The sequence below is a fragment of the Ruegeria sp. F11 genome, from assembly GCF_056533855.1.
On the sequence record NZ_JBQFOW010000020.1, the window covers coordinates 32,161 to 48,116 of the forward strand.

The following is a 15,956-nucleotide window of genomic DNA, read 5'->3' on the forward strand; positions in this document are numbered from 1 at the left end:
TCGTCTCTGGCTCAACAAAGGGAGGGAGAAAGATGTCTAGCACTGAAGCTGAGCGTCCGTTGGTCGTCGAAAGTGCAGAAAAGAAGAGCTCGCAAAAAATCACTGACGAGTTGCCAGTCATTATTGGGTATCCGCTGAAAGCAGTGGCTTTTGTCATGAGGCAGATCGTCATGTTTGCCGGTTTCCTGATGGCTTTCACATTTGGGGCAGTCGTTGTAATCCGGTATGGATTTGGCGGTGATCTGTTTGCCTACGAAGAGTGGCTTTTGGGCATTAGCATCATCGGCTTTTTTGCAGGTGCTGTTCTGGCCTCTGCCCGCAACCTGCACATCAACGCAGACATTCTTGGCATTGTGATCCAAAACCCTCGGTTGATTTGGTGGCGCGGCTTTGTCGTCCTGACAGTCGAGGTGCTGGTGATCCTATTCCTCATGTACGCCTGCTATGTCTCGCTGCTTGATGACTTCTCATTCCCGCGACTGCGCGCAACCCCGGTGCTGCGCATTCCGTTTGTGACCTGGCGGATTGCGATCATGATTGCCTTTGGCCTCATGGCGACGTTCACGGCGGCGTATCTGTACGTGCATATCCGCAAGGGGCTCGGGCTTCCCTTGAGATCAGAAATGCAAAAAGGAGAAACCCAATGATCATCGGAGGAAGTCTCCTAATCGTCTGCTTTATGCTGCTGTTGGGCGTCAGCGTTTATGTAGCATTCGGATCGGTTTTGATTTTCATCGCCCTTGTCGGAGATCAATCCATCACCGGCTACTTGCCCACCGGCTCTACAGGTATCCGCTCACTTGTACTTCTGGCGATCCCACTCTTCATGATCGCCGGAGGCATAATGGAGAAAGGTAAAATCGCGGCCCCTCTTGTCTCTCTGGCTGAAATGTTCATTGGCCATATCAAAGGAGGACTGAGCGCGGCTGGGGTGTTGGCCTGCGGTGTGTTTGGCTCCATTTCCGGTAGTGCCAATGCAACGCTGACCTGTATCGGCGGCATCATGATGCCCCACCTGAAAAAGGCCAACTATCCGGGTGGGCAATCGGCGGCTCTGATCGTGGCGGCCAGCCCCTTGGGTCTGTTGATCCCACCAAGTTCGTCTCACATCCTTTATGGCTGGGTTGCACAGCAGCACGTACTGAAGTGCTTTTTATCCACGGTCATTCCGGCGATCATCCTGATCACTCTTTTGATCGTCGTTAATCAGTTCATGCTGCGGAAGTATGACGACATCAACCTAACGGAACGTCCTAAACCGTTCCTGCCGACATTCGGAGTTCAGGCACGTTTGGCCGGGCCTGCGCTTATGATGCCGCTGATCATTCTGGGCGGGATCTATGGCGGCATAATGACGCCAACCGAGGCTGCGGGTATCGCAGTGGTCTACTCGATCCCGATCGCGATTTACTTCTACCGTGGCCTGACCTGGAAAACACTGGCTCAGACCATCCAGAATTCCGGTGTTACGATTGGCGTGGTCATGGTCATGATCTTCATGGTTCTGATCGTGTCGGACAATTTGATCTCGCAGGGCGCCCCTCAGTTGGCCAAGGATCTGGTTTATTCCGTGTCGGACAATCCGGTCGTCATCCTTCTGATGATCAACGTCGTGATGATCCTTATCGGGATGCTCATGGATGATATTTCGGGTCTGCTTCTGGCGACGCCGATCTTGCTGCCCATCGCGCAGAGCACTGGTATGGATCCGATCCACTTTGCGGCCGTGATTGGCGTGAACCTTGGCATGGCGAACATCACCCCTCCAACTGCGCCGCTGCTTTACCTCGGAGCTCAGGTCTGTGATGAGCCGGTTTCGCGCATGCTATGGCCCACTTTGATCTTCATAGTTTTTGCCTGGCTGCCGACACTGATGCTGACAACTTTTGTACCAGAGTTGGCCCTGTTCCTGCCCGACCTCCTGCTCAGCAGGTAGCGGCAAGAAAGCGCAAAAACCTCAAGACGAAACAACGCGCACCCCATTCTTATGACTGGGGTGCCTGAGCACCCTCCTAAAGATGAAGTGGGAGAGGCCAGTCAGCAGCAGATAACCGAAAACCCAAATACGGAGGTTTGAAATGTACAAAAATGTCTTAGTCGCGCTGTCTCTGGAGCATGGCATCAGTGAGCACGCGCTTGCGGCGGCACATGCCCTTGTATCCGAAGGTGGAAAAATCACTGCCGCGCATATCCATGAGCCCCCAAATAGACAAATAATGTACTATATGGATGAAGGGATCGCAGAAAAATCTCTTCAAAAAGCAAAGGCGCGCTTGGCCGAGCGCCTAACAAGTGAGACCGACGTGTCGTCTATCTTGCTCGAGAGCCAATCGGCAGGTCGCGCAATCACCGAATACGCCAACAAACATGGCTTCGACTGTATCGTCCTCGCTTCACATAAACCTGGGATGAAAGAGTTCTTTTTGGGTTCCACGGCTGCTCTCGTTGTTCGCCATGCTCAGTGTTCGGTGCATGTACTCCGTCTGTGACGCTGGTACCCGCAACATGTTAGCAACTTTGCTCTGCGAAATCTGCGGCGATAAGCACGTCTGACGGCGACCTAGGTCTAATTTTGGCGTACCTAAAAGAGTTTCAATTTGCGGCATTTGGGAGGTAGGACTCGCAGCCGACCTCGGCGGCAACGCGCCATCCTGTGATACCCTCTTTCGTCAACGTCGGGTTGTCGTTGTGGGCGGGAATGGCGGAAAGGAGGATCAGTTATGGAAACACCAAATTTACCTGCCATTCGCGCGCTTCGCCCTGCTTGGAACAAGGGACGCATCGTCGGTCAAAAACGGCCGTTAAAACCCAAACACGTCTGGGCAATTCGAGTAAGATTGGAGCTCGCAGAGAACCATCGCGACCTCGCTCTCTTCAATATGGCCATCGACAGCAAGTTGCGCGGCTGCGACTTGGTTAAGATGAAAGTCGTTGACATCATGGCCTCTGGTCAGATCAAGGAGCGGGCTTCCGTGCTGCAAAGTAAAACTCAGAAACCCGTCCGCTTCGAAATTTCTGAAGGTACTCGGACCTCCGTCGAGAAGTGGATGGAAGATGAACTCATGGTTGGGTCTGAATACCTTTGGCCAGGGCGTTTCCATGAGCGTTTGCACATTTCAACGCGCCAGTATGCCCGGATCGTGCGTGATTGGGTCACGTCTATAGGTTTGGAAGCCAGCGCATATGGCACACATTCGATGCGGCGCACAAAGGTTACTCAGATTTACAAAAAGACGGGCAATCTGCGCGCGGTGCAACTCTTACTTGGGCATACTAAGATGGACAGTACCGTTCGGTATCTCGGTGTTGAGCTTGAGGATGCACTTGCCATAGCAGAAGCCATTGAAATCTGACTACTATGGGCCGCTTTCGTTAGCGGCCCAAACCGGTCACTCGTCCTTACTCATAGATGCTGCGGTTGCAACCTGCTTTGCGGTCATTCGCTGAGATTGCAATTTCAACGCGTAGTCAGTGTCGATAATATAGTGCGACTCAAACGATCGCTACAGGCTTGATTAAATCTCTGGAACCGGTTCAGTTCATAGACATTGGTCACCACGGACACCTTCGATCCGGTAAGGAGCATCTAATGATTGCTTTGCTTTTTGCACTTTTTGCCAGCGCGATGGCACTTGCGTATTTCAAGCTTGTAAGGTCGTCATACGCCATCTTCGTGCTTGCACTTTTGATAAGCACGTACTGGCTTAAGTTTCACGCTACGACCCCACTTTCTATCCAACTGTGAGGTCTTTGCATGTCACCTGAGTTTGCTCGAAACATGAACGCGCTTGGTGCCCTTGCGGTTTGCCTTGTTTTGGTTCTTGCATTTTATTTTCAACTCGTATTGTACGAGCTGCCTTGTCCACTGTGTTTGTTGCAACGTGTTGGGTTTGTGGCCGTCGGGTTTGGTCTGGGGCTGAACCTGTTGTGGGGTACGCGCGCAAGAAACTATGGAATAGTTCTTGTCGCGGCGATCTTCGGCATTAGCGTTTCGATCCGCCAGATTCTGCTGCATATAGTCCCAGGCACAGGTCACTATGGCTCGCCTGTACTTGGTTTACATTTCTATACATGGGCCGGAATAGCCTTTGGTCTGGTGATCCTTGGCACCGCGATCATGCTGGTTTTCGAAAAGCAATACGACCTAGCGTCGGACGTGAGAGCAACCGAAAGGTTCGGCGGCAGCCAGTTGGCCAAAGCGGTGTTTTTCCTGATCCTACTTTTGGCTGCGCTCAACGTCGGTTCAGCACTTCTGGAATGTGGACCGGGCATTTGTGACGATCCGCCAACAGATTACAAGCTGCTGGATGAGCTTGAAGGCACGGCTGATTCATAAGCGCCTAAATAGACTTAGGACCGAATAGCGATTTGCTTAGTAACTGAATTGATTGCCAACAAGGAGCTGTGGAAAACCCATGTCCGTTACCACCAGCAGTCAGCTCTCAGACGCACTGGACGCATTGGCTCGCACTGATGACAAAGTACACGCATACAGACATCTGCTGATTTCTGGCGCTCAGGCCGGTGCGGCTGACATCCATGTTGGCCCTCAAGAGCCCCAGATTGAAGGATGGCCATTCGCGGTAAAAGAGGTGTTCGACGTGACGGGCGTGGTTACATCCGGAGGTTCAAAAGCTTATGAACACCGTGTTCCCTCAAAAGACGCTGCAGTGGTTGAACGGCTTCGCGCCGCAGGAGGTATACTGGTCGGAACGCAAATCGCGCACGAGTTGACTTGCGGACTGGATCAGCCACCAACACGTAACCCATGGGACCTAACCTGCTATCCCGGTGGATCGAGTGCAGGCGCGGGCGTCTCGGTGGCCGTTGGATCTGCCCGCTTTGCGCTTGGCACCGATGCTGCAGGTTCTGTTCGCATACCGGCAGCCATGACAGGAACAACGGGCCTGAAGCCAACCTGGGGCTTGATCAGCTCTCAGGGCGTAATGCGTCAGGCGTCAGCCCCATCGATTGACCATGTTGGCATCATCGCCAGGTCCGCCGCCGAAATCACCCGGATTCTGCCCATACTTGCAGGGCCAGATCCTTGGGATAAAGCAACCTTGCAGAGCCGAGCGGCATATGGCGATACACCACGCCCCGCAGACAATATCGCAGTTCTTGGAACGGCGACACTAGAGGCGATTGCCCAAGCCTACGACCTCGACTCGGAAACCAAAGCCGCATTTTCAGCGGCGTGCAACGTTTTCCACCAAACAGGCGCGGAAGTTGTTGAAATTGACGTTCCAACGCTGCCATTGGCTGTGGACGCAATCGTCACATTCTTTGCGACAGAGCTGGCATGTGCCAATGCTGACGCTCTAATGAAGCGTCGAGATGATTTCTCGCCAGCGGTCGCGGAAATGATCGATTCTGGTCTGGAAATTCCCGAGGATCAATTGCTGAGCGCTATAGAAATCCGATCGCAGTTGCGGCAGGAACTAACTCACGCACTCAAGGAAGCTGACGCGCAGGCTTTGCTGACACCGACAACACCACGCCCTGCGATGCCTCTGGCAGACTTCGACCCAACACAGGAACTGGCAAGTTTGATACCCTTTACATGCGGGTTTAATCTTACAGGCCACCCAGCAATTAGTCTGCCCTGTGGCCAGACACAAAAGGGTATGCCGATTGGACTGCAAATAGTGGGACACCATTATAAAGAGACCTCACTGCTGAAGCTTGCAGACGTGTTTCAAAAACTTACTCATTGGCACGAGCTGCGCCCACCGGTCTGAGGCTTGGGTGGTTGGATTGCCGGCCCAAAGCCGACCTCCACCACCTGGTCGAGATACTGCGGCGCGGCCCGTTGAACCGGCCATTCGCTGCAAACGCAAAATCTCGAAGTCTGCGAAATCACAGGATGCGGACAGAGCCGCCTTTTGCCGATGCCGCTTTTGCTGACGCAGAAAACACTCGCCGGCGCGGAAAGGTTTTCGCTGTGAAGCAGCAGGCGCCGTGAGAGCGGTCGTTGAGTGGCACAAATTTGAGCGGATTCCGAAATGCACATTCGCTGCGGCTGGAACCGGCAAACAAGACGCGGACATAGCGCTAATTCGCTGCGCGTGCGCCAACGACCGCTTCTGCGTAGTTGTCTTGCAAAAACCTACACCAAAATTCGACTTGAACATAGACGAAGTGATTTAGTCATCTGTTTGCGTTTCTAAGTCGAACGATCGCTTTGTTGCGCGCCAACTTCGAAAAGCGATGAATGCAATTCCGAGTACGATGGCCAAATCGATGACGATCAGCGCGACTGCGACCGGACGGTCAAGGAATATCCAGTAGCCATCTCGGGATATCAGCAACGAGCGGCGTAGATTAGCCTCAAGGATTGGACCCAAGATCAATCCCAACACGATCGGAGCAAGCGGGTATTTCGCCAAACGAAACAGAATGCCGACCAACCCAAAGCCCAGCATGACCCACAGGTCAAACAACGAACCCTGCAGGGCATACGTTCCGATACAACACAAGATGAGAATTGCCGGGATCAGGTAGAGTTTCGGGATCAACAAGACTCGAATAAAAAATGGAGCCGCGAGAATGCCGGCAAACAGCAACATGACATTCGACGCCATATAGACGAGAAACAGGCCCCCCACGAACTCTGGATTCATCGTGAACATTTCGGGGCCCGGGACGAAGCCAAGGATCAAAAGCGCACCCAACAGTATTGCCGACGAAGCGTCCCCAGGAATGCCAAGAGCAAGCGTGGGAACCAGCGTGCCGCCCACGGTTGCGTTGTTGGCTGCCTCGGTCGCAATGACGCCGCCTTCTGCGCCTTCGCCATATTTGTCATCCGGTTTGGCGAATGACTTGGCGATTGCATAAGAACTGAACGAACTGATGTCGCCGCCCGCACCAGGAAGAGAGCCGAAGAAAACACCGACGAAAGATGACCGCAGCATATTCTTCCAGTGACTCAGCACCAGAAGCACAGATCTGAAACTGGGTTTGGCGATCTCGATCGTAGGTCGAGCCAACAGGCCGCCCCTTGCGACTTGAAAGACCATCTCGGAGATCGCAAAGAGCCCGACGACTACGGCAACTATGTGGAACCCATCAAGCATGTGGTGAGACCCGAAGGTGAACCTGTACCCCGTTGAGAATGCGTCGGATCCGATGGTTGACAATAGCAGACCAAAGCAACAGGCCATCAGGCCCTTTACCAAAGTGCCTTCGGAAATCAGCGAAATGGTCAACAGCCCGGTGACGGCCAGCATTGTATATTCGGGCGGTGCAAAATTACTGGCGAAGGACGCCAGTACGGGCGAAGCGGTAATCAAAACAACGCCGCCGACAAGCCCACCTAATGAGGATGCCGCGAGCGCAAGGCCAATAGCTTTGGAGGCCTGACCCTTTTGAGCCATTGGGAAACCGTCCAGCAACGTTGCCGCTGCAATGGGTGTGCCAGGTATTCGAAGCAAAATTGCTGACACGGCACCTCCGCAGGAACCCCCAACGAAAATGGAAATGAGGAAACCCATCCCTGCAAGGGGCGGTAGGCCTATGGCCACCGGTAGAAGCAGAATGATACCCATCAAGGGTCCAAGCCCAGGCAAGGCTCCGACAAGCAAACCGATCAGGATGCCCGCGAAGGTCAAAGCAATAGCAAGAGGCGAGAAAAACAGCTCAAAGCCGCCGAGAAGGGATTCAAACATCAAAGCTCACCAGGGGATATTCAGACCGAAGATGCCGCCCGGCAGCACAACATTCAGGACCTTTTCAAAGACAAAAGCCAGAACGAAGGCCAATGAAAGCGCAAATCCCACAGTTTTAGCGGCATTGCGGGCTCCGCAGAGCATCATGACTGCCGCCACCATGGGCGCAGTTGACAGGTGGTATCCCAGCCAACCGAGGCAAATCAGGTAGATTGTAAAGATGACAAGCAAACCGACCGACCGCCGCAAGGCTGTAGGAGATGTAGTTTCTGATTGGTCCGCATCGCTTGAGGTGAAATTGCGGACCAATTGGACCGCAAGAAGCCCCAACATAAGTATCGCGATGCTGCGCGGATAGCTGGCTGCGTTGTCATATGGGCCGCCAGATGCAATCCCTTGCTCGGCCATGGACGTCGTAATCTGTTGGAAAACCAGCGCGCCGAGGCCCGCGAAAAACGCGAGCCCCGTCCATTCTGCAAGCTTGGCCGACAGCTTCATCTTACTGCAGCTTCTTGAGCTCTTCTTCTTCCCATTCCAGCGCGCTGCCCATAGCCCCGAGTTGGTCTTTCACACCGCCGACAACTTCGTCGTACATGGTGTAGTCATAGGGCAAAGGCACGAAGCCAACTTGCCGGATCGCTGCTTTAACATCGTCTCGTGCCATTGCTGCAGCCATTGCTTCGCGAAGCTTGTCCACGACGTCCGCTGGTGTTTCCGGGTGAACAATCCACCAAGTCCAGCCCATCGGGCCCAGTTTGGATAGACCTGTGTCAAACTCAATGTCATCCAGTCCGGGCGCGCCGTCGAATGCCGCTTTAGAGTCTTCCAGTTCGGACAGAACCAGCATGATGTTGAACGCGGATGGATCGGACTTGTAATTGCCGACATTTACAAAAGAGAAATCCAGAACGCCAGATTTCAAGTCTTTTGCGGCGTTACCGTCCTGCGTGTAGGGCACGTTCTGGGCAACACAGTCATGCGCCTGAAGCACCTTCGAGATCACCATGTGCGGCAGGTTGTTTCGCGAACCAGAGGAATAGCGAAGCTCTCCACGATTGGCCGCGCAGTATTCCATAAGCCCGGCAAAGTCGTCCCAGCGGCTCTCCTCGGTGCGCCCGCCAATTGCGAAGGCGTTCGAATGAGCCGATTGCAGTGGCGTGAATTCTGTGTAGTCCCATTCGGCTTTACCCAGGATCGGTGCGAGAACCAGCGGAGCCACGTAAGAATCCATGATGGTGTATCCATCCGCCGGTTTGCTCATGGCGGTCGTCTGCGCCTTGGTGCCCGGTCCACCCGTCACCGACAGAACGGTCATGTCGACGCCAAGCTCTTCGCCCATTGCCTTGGCAATGACCTGGCTCACCGAAGAGCCTGTGCCGGGTCCCCAGGGGTGAATGACTTCGATGGTGCGCTCCGGGAATTCGGCCATAGCAGCGGTCGCCGTAAGCCCAGCTACAGCCGCGGCGGTCAGCGTTTTGAGTGGTTTTTTCATGACTTGGATCTCCTCCTGTCAGTGTGTTTGTCAACGTCCTTGATGGGGCGTTTCTTGGAATTCGGATCGGACAGCCCAAACCGATCATAAATTTCGAGCGGTGCGTCGTGCCTCTGAAAATGTGCGGAAATGTGCGCCGAAAGCCGGGCGACGATGGCAGAGTCGCGAACAGGCTGCGTCTGACCCGGGTCGGCATCGAGATCGTAAAGCGCAGTTTCGCAGTCTTCGAGCGTTTGACCGTCTTGCCCGACTTGGCTGTTCTTCGAATCGAGCGTGAGCTTCATAAGCGGGACGCCCTTAGTGAAGTCGAATGGCCCTGCCAGCTCCGCCGACCGCAATTCGCCGACGTCGAAGGGACCTGTCATGTGAGTCGGCATCAGCGTGTATATACTGAGTTCGGAGCCTTCCTCTTCCTCGGGATATCGGAAATAGCTATAGCGCCCGTCTGTTACACAGACCGGCCCGCCAAACATGCCAAGTGCGACGGAGGCGTGCCCCGGAACATCACTGGTCAGGGAGGGGACCAGCGACGTTCCGGTGACACCAGGAGGAACCTTGCAACCATGAATGTCGAGCATCGTCGGCATCAAGTCGGGTGTCTGGCATAAAGCGGCCCGCCGGGTCCCTCTTTCGCCATCCGGATGCGCGATCATCAGGGGAATGTGCGAGATTTCCTCGTAGTAGGGCATTCGGTTCTTGCCCCACCAGTCGTGTTCGGACAGTAGAAACCCGTGATCTGTCGTCAAGATCAGACAGGTATCGTTCCAGAGCGCGTGTTCATCGAAGTAATCCAGTAACTTGCCGAAATACTCGTCGCACATGGCTACAAGGGCAGCGTAGTTACCTCGGATTTCGGCGATCTCTTCAGCGGAGTTCGTTGCCTTTTCGTAAATTGGCCAATCAAGGATCTTGCCCTTGTATCCGCTTCGATAGGCCTCCTTGAACCGCTCCGGCGCAACGAAGGGCTCATGTGGGTCAAAGCATTCAAGTTGCAAAAACCAGTCGTCAGACTCGCGGTTGAGATCAAGGAACTCGAAGGCGGCAGAGAAACACTTTGCAGTTGGGAAATCAGCTTCGGTTTCGAGGAACTGGGCGTTGATTGCTGCGCGGGATTTCTTCCAAGCGACTTTTGAGGAGTTTCCGCGTGTTGCCGTGCCATTTGGCAGTCCGTCCAACGGATAGTGCCGCGCGTCAAATGCCTCCCTTAGTCGGTCGACCGGCGGTGCCACGAGAACCTTCAGCGGATCGTATTCCTGGCCCCGTATGTAATCCCAGCTATCGAAGGCATTCGCATAGCCCCAACCACCATCCTCGAAATAGTGCAAATGGTCCGAGATCAGATGCGTGTAGGTGCCGTTCTGGCTGAGAATGCGGGCATAAGAGTCATCGAATGGCTCCAGCGGCCCCCAATGTCGATGCATGAAGTTCAGCCGTCCCGTGTGCATGTCACGCCGCGCAGGCATGCAGGGAAGGCTACCTACATAGTATTTGTCGAAGGTCACAGCTCGCCGTGCGAAACGGTCGAAGTTCGGTGTTGCGATGGCCGTTCCGCCATAGGCACCAAGTGCCAGGCGGTTGAGCGAGTCGAATAGAACGAAAACGGTCCGCATCGCCCCTCCCAAAGCAATTCCCACGGCTGAAGCATACATTGCGACATTCAAGGAATTCTGTAAAATCGAAGTATCGACTATATCCATTCTAAAAGTGAATAACTTGGAAAGAAACCTCGCCGCCTTTCTCGCAGTCGCCGCGCACGGATCGCTTACCGAAGCTTCGGATGCGCTCGGCGTTACGCAGCCGTCTGTCACCAAGCGGATCGCAAACCTTGAAGCAAGCTACGGCACACCGCTCTTCGAACGGGATCGGCGGGGGATGCGTCTTAACGAAGCGGGCAGGATGCTTCTGGAAAATGCCGAACGGATTGCACTAGAATACCGGCTGTCACGCGAGAAGATCGGTGCCATCGCATCGCCGGGCCTTTCCGTCTTGCGCGTTGGAGCGGGTCCGCTTTTTCACCTCAGCTGTGTCGCGAGCCTTTTCACCGAACTCAAAACCCGTTTTCCCGACCTTCGGCTCGATCTGAAAACCGATATGACACAGCATGCGCGCGAAGCATTGCTGAGCGGCGAGATCGACCTGTATCTCGGTGTCCTTGACGGCGTTGGCCTGGAGACCGAACTCTCATCCACTACGGTGACCGAGGTGGAGCACGGTGTCGTTATGCGGCCGGACCATCCGGCAGCAGGCCAAGCCGCCATCGATATCCGCGAGCTTGCAGGACAGCAATGGGTCATATTCGGCAACGATCCCGAGACCGAAAGCAGGTTTCGCACATTGCTTAAACCCACGACCCCCAGCCAGGATGTCATCGACATTCGGACAACCTCGTTCACGACTGGCTTACAACTTGTCCGTGAAGGGCCATTCATCATGTCGGCTCCGCTGCAACTGGCTTTTCGTGTCGCAGAAGAGGGTTTGATCATACGTCCTATCGAGCAAGGCCTGCCGAGGAGACAGGCTGGTGTCCACTTGCGTCGCAGCGCGCTCAACTACGGTGTGATGAAGGCATGTCTGGCGTTCTTCGAGCGGTTTGAGTTTGGATAGCGGGCATTCGTTGCGACCGCCATGCGGACGAAACGGCCATAGCCCGTTACGCTAATTTGGTCTGCTATGCCTTTAATCCAGGCGCAGTTTTAGCAATGCGTAAGCCAGCAAGAAAGCACAAGTGAGCCCCGCCAGTAGGAATGTTGAACGCAAGGCGAGTTCACGGCCAAGCTCAATTTCCAGAACAGATACAGCGACCCCGCCAGCCAAAGCCCCTAAAGGCATGGAACCCCAACCGAAAAAACGGTAGATGCTGTTGACCCGGCCAAGCAATTCAGATGGGATACGCCGTTGTCTCCAAGACACGGTAATCACATTCCAGAGCATCGCCCCTGCCAAAACAAAGAACAACGCAATGCTCATCGTGACAACTGATTGGCTTATTCCAACCACCGCATAGCCAAGACTCCAGGCTGCAATTGATAGATACAAGCAGGCCTGAGCTCCAAGCAATGAGATAAATCTGGCTGCAAGTAAACTACCAGTTATCGCGCCAGCGGCTTCTACAGACAACACCCAACCGTATTGGAACGACGAAAGCGCCAAGACTTCCTGCGCAAAGAGAACCTGAACCGTGATTGTTGCGGTCGCAATGAAATTGGCAATTCCCAAGACAATCGCCAGTCGAAGCAATAGCGGATCACGTCGCATGTACGTGATCCCTTCGATCAGTGCTGTACGAAAGCTAGCGCTGACCCTTGGTTTGGGTCGGAGCGAAATCATCCAGACGAGGCCTGCCGCCAATACGAGCAGTGCAGCGTCAATGCCAAAAGGAATAGCAATTCCAGCGGCAATCAAGAATCCCGCCAACGGAGGGCCAATAAACTGACCGGTGAGTTGCTCACTGCTCCAAAGTTGACCGTTCGCACTTTCGAGGTCTTGTGAGTCCACGATGGATGGGAGCATGGTTTGGGCGGCATTGTCCCGTAAGACCTCTGCTGACCCCAGCAAGAAGGCAAGACCTGCAAGCACCCAGACAGTCCCTTGCGCTTGTTGGTTCATTGCCAACATCATAATTGCCAGAATGATGGCCGCCCGCAACAAGTCGGTACGCGCTATGAGCTTGCGATGATCCGCATTATCAACAATGACTCCGGCCGGAATTGAAAACAGCAACCACGGTAGCCGCCCTGCAGCCGCGACAGCAGCAATGGCTATCGGGTTTTGCGTCATCAATGTCGCGAGCCAAGGCAGCGCAAGAATAACCAGCCCGTCGCCCAAGTTGGTCAGTGTTCCTGCGCTAAAAAGCAGGCGAAAGTTACGGTTTCTGGCGAGCAGATATGCGGCCACTGTTGGGACTCCAGACATGCGGGAAGAACTCTTGCCCAGGGAAGATACGAGCGCAAGTTTGTTATGCAAATTAAACCTGATAGCTGTCATTCGTGTTCCGTGCAGTATCCGGAACCAAGGGCTCACAGCCGCCAGAGAGGCAAACGCAGCATTCGATCAATAGGTCCAACTGTTTCAGATGGAGACAGCCCTTTCCGGACTTTGCCGATGTAACCAGATGCGGCGGCGCGGCGTCACCGTTGCAGCAATTCGTAATTCACGCAACAGCCGCGATGTCCATCGCCGAATTGGGCAAACCGCGTGAATGTCGCAAACGACTGGTCGAAGCTCTCACCAAGTCGTTAACATTAGCGGAGTTACGTCATTGATCAGACCAACATGACACCCTTAGCGCCATCATCTTTCGACACAAATGCCCACAAGTACGGCGTGCTCTTCGTCTTTGCGGCAGGGGTTCTGTGGTCAACAGTCGGTCTTGGAATTCGCCTGATCGAAGACGCAACAGTCTGGCAGATACTGCTCTACCGGTCGATTAGCATGTCGCTGTTCTTGTATGTGTTCATCAGGGTGCGGTCCGGCGAAAGCCCCTTTGTTCAAATCCGCCTCATCGGCACCCCGGTCATAACAGCGGGACTTTCATTGGTTGCAGCCTATTCCGGTGGGATCTACGCGATCCAGAATACCTCGGTTGCGAATGCCATGCTTCTATTTGCGACAGCGCCTTTCATGGCTGCCGCACTCGGATGGGTCGTTTTGCAGGAACCCGTTCGCATCGTAACGTGGGTGGCGATCGCGGTGGCGATCGTAGGAATTGGGATCATGTTTGCCGACAAGTCCGGCAGTGTGGCTCTGAAGGGCAGTCTTGCGGCGCTCGGATCGGCTTTCGGCTTCGCGGTCTTCACCGTGTCCCTGCGTTGGGGCCGCACAGGGGAAATGCTGCCCGCAGTTTTCCTGTCGGGCCTTTTCGCGATCGTCATTACTTTGGTGATATGTCTTAGCCTTGGGCTGTCCATCGTATTGAGCCCCAATGACGGCGGCATCGCGATGGGCATGGGTGTTTTCCAAGTTGGCGCAGGTTTGATCCTATACACGCTGGGCTCCCGCAGCCTCCCGGCAGCAGAGCTCGCTTTGCTATCTCTGGCCGAAGTCCTACTCGGACCGCTCTGGGTCTGGCTGTTTCTTGGGGAAACCGCGAGCCTGTACACCTTGATCGGCGGTACTGTTCTGCTAGCTGCCATCGCCGGAAATGCGTTGTCGGCAAAGCGACGAGAGCCTCCGCCTATCACTGCTCCTTAGAACCGAACCTTCACAAGCAATTTCACGTTCAATTGAATGGTCGTTGTCGCACCCGCCTGCTAGCTGCGCCACAAGACAGCAGTAGGAGAGTCCATGCAAGTTTCAGCTATTATTGTCCTATTCGGTGCCGTCATTCTGGCAAGTCTCTTGGCCTCGCCCCGACGTGCCTCGGTTTCGGGCTTCTTTGGTGGGACAACCACCGAAGGAGCCGCGCCGGGCTTGTGGACGTTGGTGCTGAGCCAGGTCACAACTTGGATTTTTGCCCGCTCGCTTATGAATTCTGCCATTCTGGGCTATTTCTATGGCATTGCAGGGGTGCTGGCTTATGCCGCCTATTATGGCTCATTCCTGACCGGCGGCTTTGTGGTGCAACGGCTGCGCGCGCGTGGTGCGCGGTCAGTTCAGGATTGGCTGCGGGACAGTTTCGGGGCCATGGGAACGGGGTGCTATAACCTCGTGATAGCTCTCAGGCTCCTGTCTGAGGTCTTTGCCAATCTGATCGTAGTTGGTCTGATCTTTAGCGCCGTCTCACCTGATAGCGCCAATATCGGCACGTATTCGATCCTTGTGGTGGGTTTGTTGGCGCTGGCATATGCAGCCTGGGGCGGGCTGCGCGCGGCGTTGCGGACGGACGTTCTGCAGATGGCAGTTTTTCTTGTGGTCTTTGCGGTTGCCTTTGTTGCGCTAGTGCTCAGCCCTGGTTTTGATCTGGGTGCGGTTCTGACCGCCAAGGGCACTTCCGGGCCGTATAATGGCTGGGTATTGCTGGTCGTCGCCTTCCTTCAGGTGTTTTCCTATCCCGTGCATGACCCGGTCATGATGGATCGCGGGTTCCTCGCGGACCGCGACACTACCCGGAAAAGCTTCTTGCACGCATTTTGGATTTCTTCGCTTTGCATTGTGGCCTTTGGGTTCTTTGGCATTCAGGCGGCGCTGGATGGTGCGCCTTATGAGGGCGAATTGATCGGCACCTGGGAGCAAGCCCTGCCGGGCTGGGTCTTTTTGGCGCTGTTGGTTTCGCTGCTGGTGTCGGCGCTCTCGACGCTAGATTCAGCGCTGTCTTCGGCTGCACGGTTGGTGGTCGAGGAACTACGCCTGGCCCCCCGCAGCCTAGCCGGCGGGCGCATTGCCATGGCCATGTTCGCAGTCGCGGGTGCGGCGCTGACGCTCTGGGGTAACCAGACACTTTTCGATGCCGTCGCGGTCTCGGGCACCGCCTCGATGTTTTTGACGCCGATCCTGCTGGCCGGGCTTGTTGCTGGTCGACAGGTGGCGCTCTGGGCGTATCTTGTCAGCTTTGCCGTCGCCATGCTTGGCGCGATGGCTTACTTGTTCCGGGGGCAGGCCTTTGTGGCGCAGGTCCTCTTTGATGGGCACAAATACGAGCAGCTTTTGCAGATTTGCGTCTGTGTGCTGGTCGCGGGATGCACCGCCGTCTGGATCGGGTCGCAGCGCGCAGCGGGCAGAGTTGCGAGCGAATAGCTGACCCGCGCGAGGGCTTGAACACGGCACAAAGCGGATGAGGTGGATGGCTCCTGCTCCACCGGTATCGAACGTGCCAAAGTGCAGTTGTTATCGACTGCTGGGAAAGGAGCCACCCAATGACA

The 15,956-nt window shown here is 54.9% G+C and carries 15 protein-coding genes; 10 read left to right on the forward strand and 5 right to left on the reverse strand.

The window, feature by feature from the left end; translation table 11 throughout:
• Positions 1-32 precede the first annotated feature (32 nt).
• From ACR0NJ_RS19655 to ACR0NJ_RS19685, 7 genes are all read left to right on the forward strand, one after another.
• Positions 33-647, forward strand: coding sequence for a TRAP transporter small permease (locus ACR0NJ_RS19655; protein ID WP_254429826.1), 615 nt, complete (start codon positions 33-35; stop codon positions 645-647).
• Complete coding sequence (locus tag ACR0NJ_RS19660; RefSeq protein ID WP_170511078.1) at positions 644-1,936, forward strand: TRAP transporter large permease; 1,293 nt, start codon at positions 644-646, stop codon at positions 1,934-1,936. Before ACR0NJ_RS19655 ends, ACR0NJ_RS19660 begins: the two co-directional genes overlap by 4 nt.
• Positions 1,937-2,078: 142 nt before the next feature.
• The gene (locus ACR0NJ_RS19665; protein ID WP_170511082.1) at positions 2,079-2,489 is read left to right on the forward strand and encodes a universal stress protein; all 411 of its coding nucleotides are present in this window, start codon (positions 2,079-2,081) and stop codon (positions 2,487-2,489) included.
• A 231-nt stretch (positions 2,490-2,720) separates the two neighbouring features.
• Complete coding sequence (locus ACR0NJ_RS19670; protein ID WP_480818789.1) at positions 2,721-3,353, forward strand: tyrosine-type recombinase/integrase; 633 nt, start codon at positions 2,721-2,723, stop codon at positions 3,351-3,353.
• A 236-nt stretch (positions 3,354-3,589) separates the two neighbouring features.
• Entirely contained in the window at positions 3,590-3,745 is a 156-nt protein-coding gene (locus ACR0NJ_RS19675) for a DUF5993 family protein (protein WP_480480247.1), read from the forward strand.
• A 9-nt stretch (positions 3,746-3,754) separates the two neighbouring features.
• Positions 3,755-4,336: a disulfide bond formation protein B gene (locus tag ACR0NJ_RS19680; protein WP_170687411.1), complete on the forward strand. Its 582-nt coding sequence runs from the start codon at positions 3,755-3,757 to the stop codon at positions 4,334-4,336.
• Positions 4,337-4,415: 79 nt separating this feature from the next.
• Entirely contained in the window at positions 4,416-5,741 is a 1,326-nt protein-coding gene (locus ACR0NJ_RS19685; protein WP_170689460.1) for an amidase, read from the forward strand.
• Between the two features lie 405 nt (positions 5,742-6,146).
• Here ACR0NJ_RS19685 and ACR0NJ_RS19690 read toward each other — a convergent pair whose 3' ends face one another.
• Genes ACR0NJ_RS19690 through ACR0NJ_RS19705 form a run of 4 tightly spaced genes read right to left on the reverse strand, consistent with a single transcriptional unit; the run spans position 6,147 to position 10,769 of the window.
• Positions 6,147-7,667 (reverse strand): tripartite tricarboxylate transporter permease, encoded by a 1,521-nt coding sequence (locus ACR0NJ_RS19690; protein ID WP_480818790.1) that lies wholly within the window; start codon positions 7,665-7,667, stop codon positions 6,147-6,149.
• A 6-nt stretch (positions 7,668-7,673) separates the two neighbouring features.
• Positions 7,674-8,165 carry a tripartite tricarboxylate transporter TctB family protein gene (locus ACR0NJ_RS19695; protein ID WP_480818791.1) on the reverse strand — a complete coding sequence of 164 codons (492 nt, stop codon included), beginning with the start codon at positions 8,163-8,165 and terminating at the stop codon, positions 7,674-7,676.
• Position 8,166: 1 nt separating this feature from the next.
• On the reverse strand, positions 8,167-9,159 hold the full coding sequence (locus tag ACR0NJ_RS19700; protein WP_480818792.1) for a Bug family tripartite tricarboxylate transporter substrate binding protein: 993 nt from the start codon (positions 9,157-9,159) through the stop codon (positions 8,167-8,169).
• Positions 9,156-10,769, reverse strand: a complete 1,614-nt coding sequence (locus tag ACR0NJ_RS19705; RefSeq protein WP_480818793.1) for a sulfatase — start codon at positions 10,767-10,769, stop codon at positions 9,156-9,158. Before ACR0NJ_RS19705 ends, ACR0NJ_RS19700 begins: the two co-directional genes overlap by 4 nt.
• On the opposite strand from ACR0NJ_RS19705, the gene ACR0NJ_RS19710 reads away from it, so the two are divergent.
• Entirely contained in the window at positions 10,735-11,763 is a 1,029-nt protein-coding gene (locus ACR0NJ_RS19710; RefSeq protein WP_480818794.1) for a LysR family transcriptional regulator, read from the forward strand. The genes ACR0NJ_RS19705 and ACR0NJ_RS19710 overlap by 35 nt on opposite strands.
• 72 nt (positions 11,764-11,835) lie before the next feature.
• Here ACR0NJ_RS19710 and ACR0NJ_RS19715 read toward each other — a convergent pair whose 3' ends face one another.
• Complete coding sequence (locus ACR0NJ_RS19715) at positions 11,836-13,053, reverse strand: MFS transporter (protein WP_480818795.1); 1,218 nt, start codon at positions 13,051-13,053, stop codon at positions 11,836-11,838.
• 378 nt (positions 13,054-13,431) lie between these two features.
• On the opposite strand from ACR0NJ_RS19715, the gene ACR0NJ_RS19720 reads away from it, so the two are divergent.
• Complete coding sequence (locus tag ACR0NJ_RS19720; RefSeq protein WP_480818796.1) at positions 13,432-14,349, forward strand: DMT family transporter; 918 nt, start codon at positions 13,432-13,434, stop codon at positions 14,347-14,349.
• Positions 14,350-14,442: 93 nt separating this feature from the next.
• Positions 14,443-15,831 (forward strand): SLC5/6 family protein, encoded by a 1,389-nt coding sequence (locus ACR0NJ_RS19725; RefSeq protein ID WP_480818797.1) that lies wholly within the window; start codon positions 14,443-14,445, stop codon positions 15,829-15,831.
• The last annotated feature ends 125 nt before the right edge of the window (positions 15,832-15,956 follow it).

Excerpts from the sequence above, each read along its gene's own strand:
- ACR0NJ_RS19665 (WP_170511082.1), top strand. The coding sequence starts at position 2,079 with ATGTACAAAAATGTCTTAGTCGCGCTGTCTCTGGAGCATGGCATCAGT.
- ACR0NJ_RS19685 (WP_170689460.1), top strand. The coding sequence starts at position 4,416 with ATGTCCGTTACCACCAGCAGTCAGCTCTCAGACGCACTGGACGCATTG.
- ACR0NJ_RS19670 (WP_480818789.1), top strand. The coding sequence starts at position 2,721 with ATGGAAACACCAAATTTACCTGCCATTCGCGCGCTTCGCCCTGCTTGG.
- ACR0NJ_RS19655 (WP_254429826.1), top strand. The coding sequence starts at position 33 with ATGTCTAGCACTGAAGCTGAGCGTCCGTTGGTCGTCGAAAGTGCAGAA.
- ACR0NJ_RS19720 (WP_480818796.1), top strand. The coding sequence starts at position 13,432 with ATGACACCCTTAGCGCCATCATCTTTCGACACAAATGCCCACAAGTAC.
- ACR0NJ_RS19725 (WP_480818797.1), top strand. The coding sequence starts at position 14,443 with ATGCAAGTTTCAGCTATTATTGTCCTATTCGGTGCCGTCATTCTGGCA.
- ACR0NJ_RS19660 (WP_170511078.1), top strand. The coding sequence starts at position 644 with ATGATCATCGGAGGAAGTCTCCTAATCGTCTGCTTTATGCTGCTGTTG.
- ACR0NJ_RS19695 (WP_480818791.1), bottom strand. The coding sequence starts at position 8,165 with ATGAAGCTGTCGGCCAAGCTTGCAGAATGGACGGGGCTCGCGTTTTTC.
- ACR0NJ_RS19690 (WP_480818790.1), bottom strand. The coding sequence starts at position 7,667 with ATGTTTGAATCCCTTCTCGGCGGCTTTGAGCTGTTTTTCTCGCCTCTT.
- ACR0NJ_RS19680 (WP_170687411.1), top strand. The coding sequence starts at position 3,755 with ATGTCACCTGAGTTTGCTCGAAACATGAACGCGCTTGGTGCCCTTGCG.
- ACR0NJ_RS19675 (WP_480480247.1), top strand. The coding sequence starts at position 3,590 with ATGATTGCTTTGCTTTTTGCACTTTTTGCCAGCGCGATGGCACTTGCG.
- ACR0NJ_RS19700 (WP_480818792.1), bottom strand. The coding sequence starts at position 9,159 with ATGAAAAAACCACTCAAAACGCTGACCGCCGCGGCTGTAGCTGGGCTT.
- ACR0NJ_RS19705 (WP_480818793.1), bottom strand. The coding sequence starts at position 10,769 with ATGCGGACCGTTTTCGTTCTATTCGACTCGCTCAACCGCCTGGCACTT.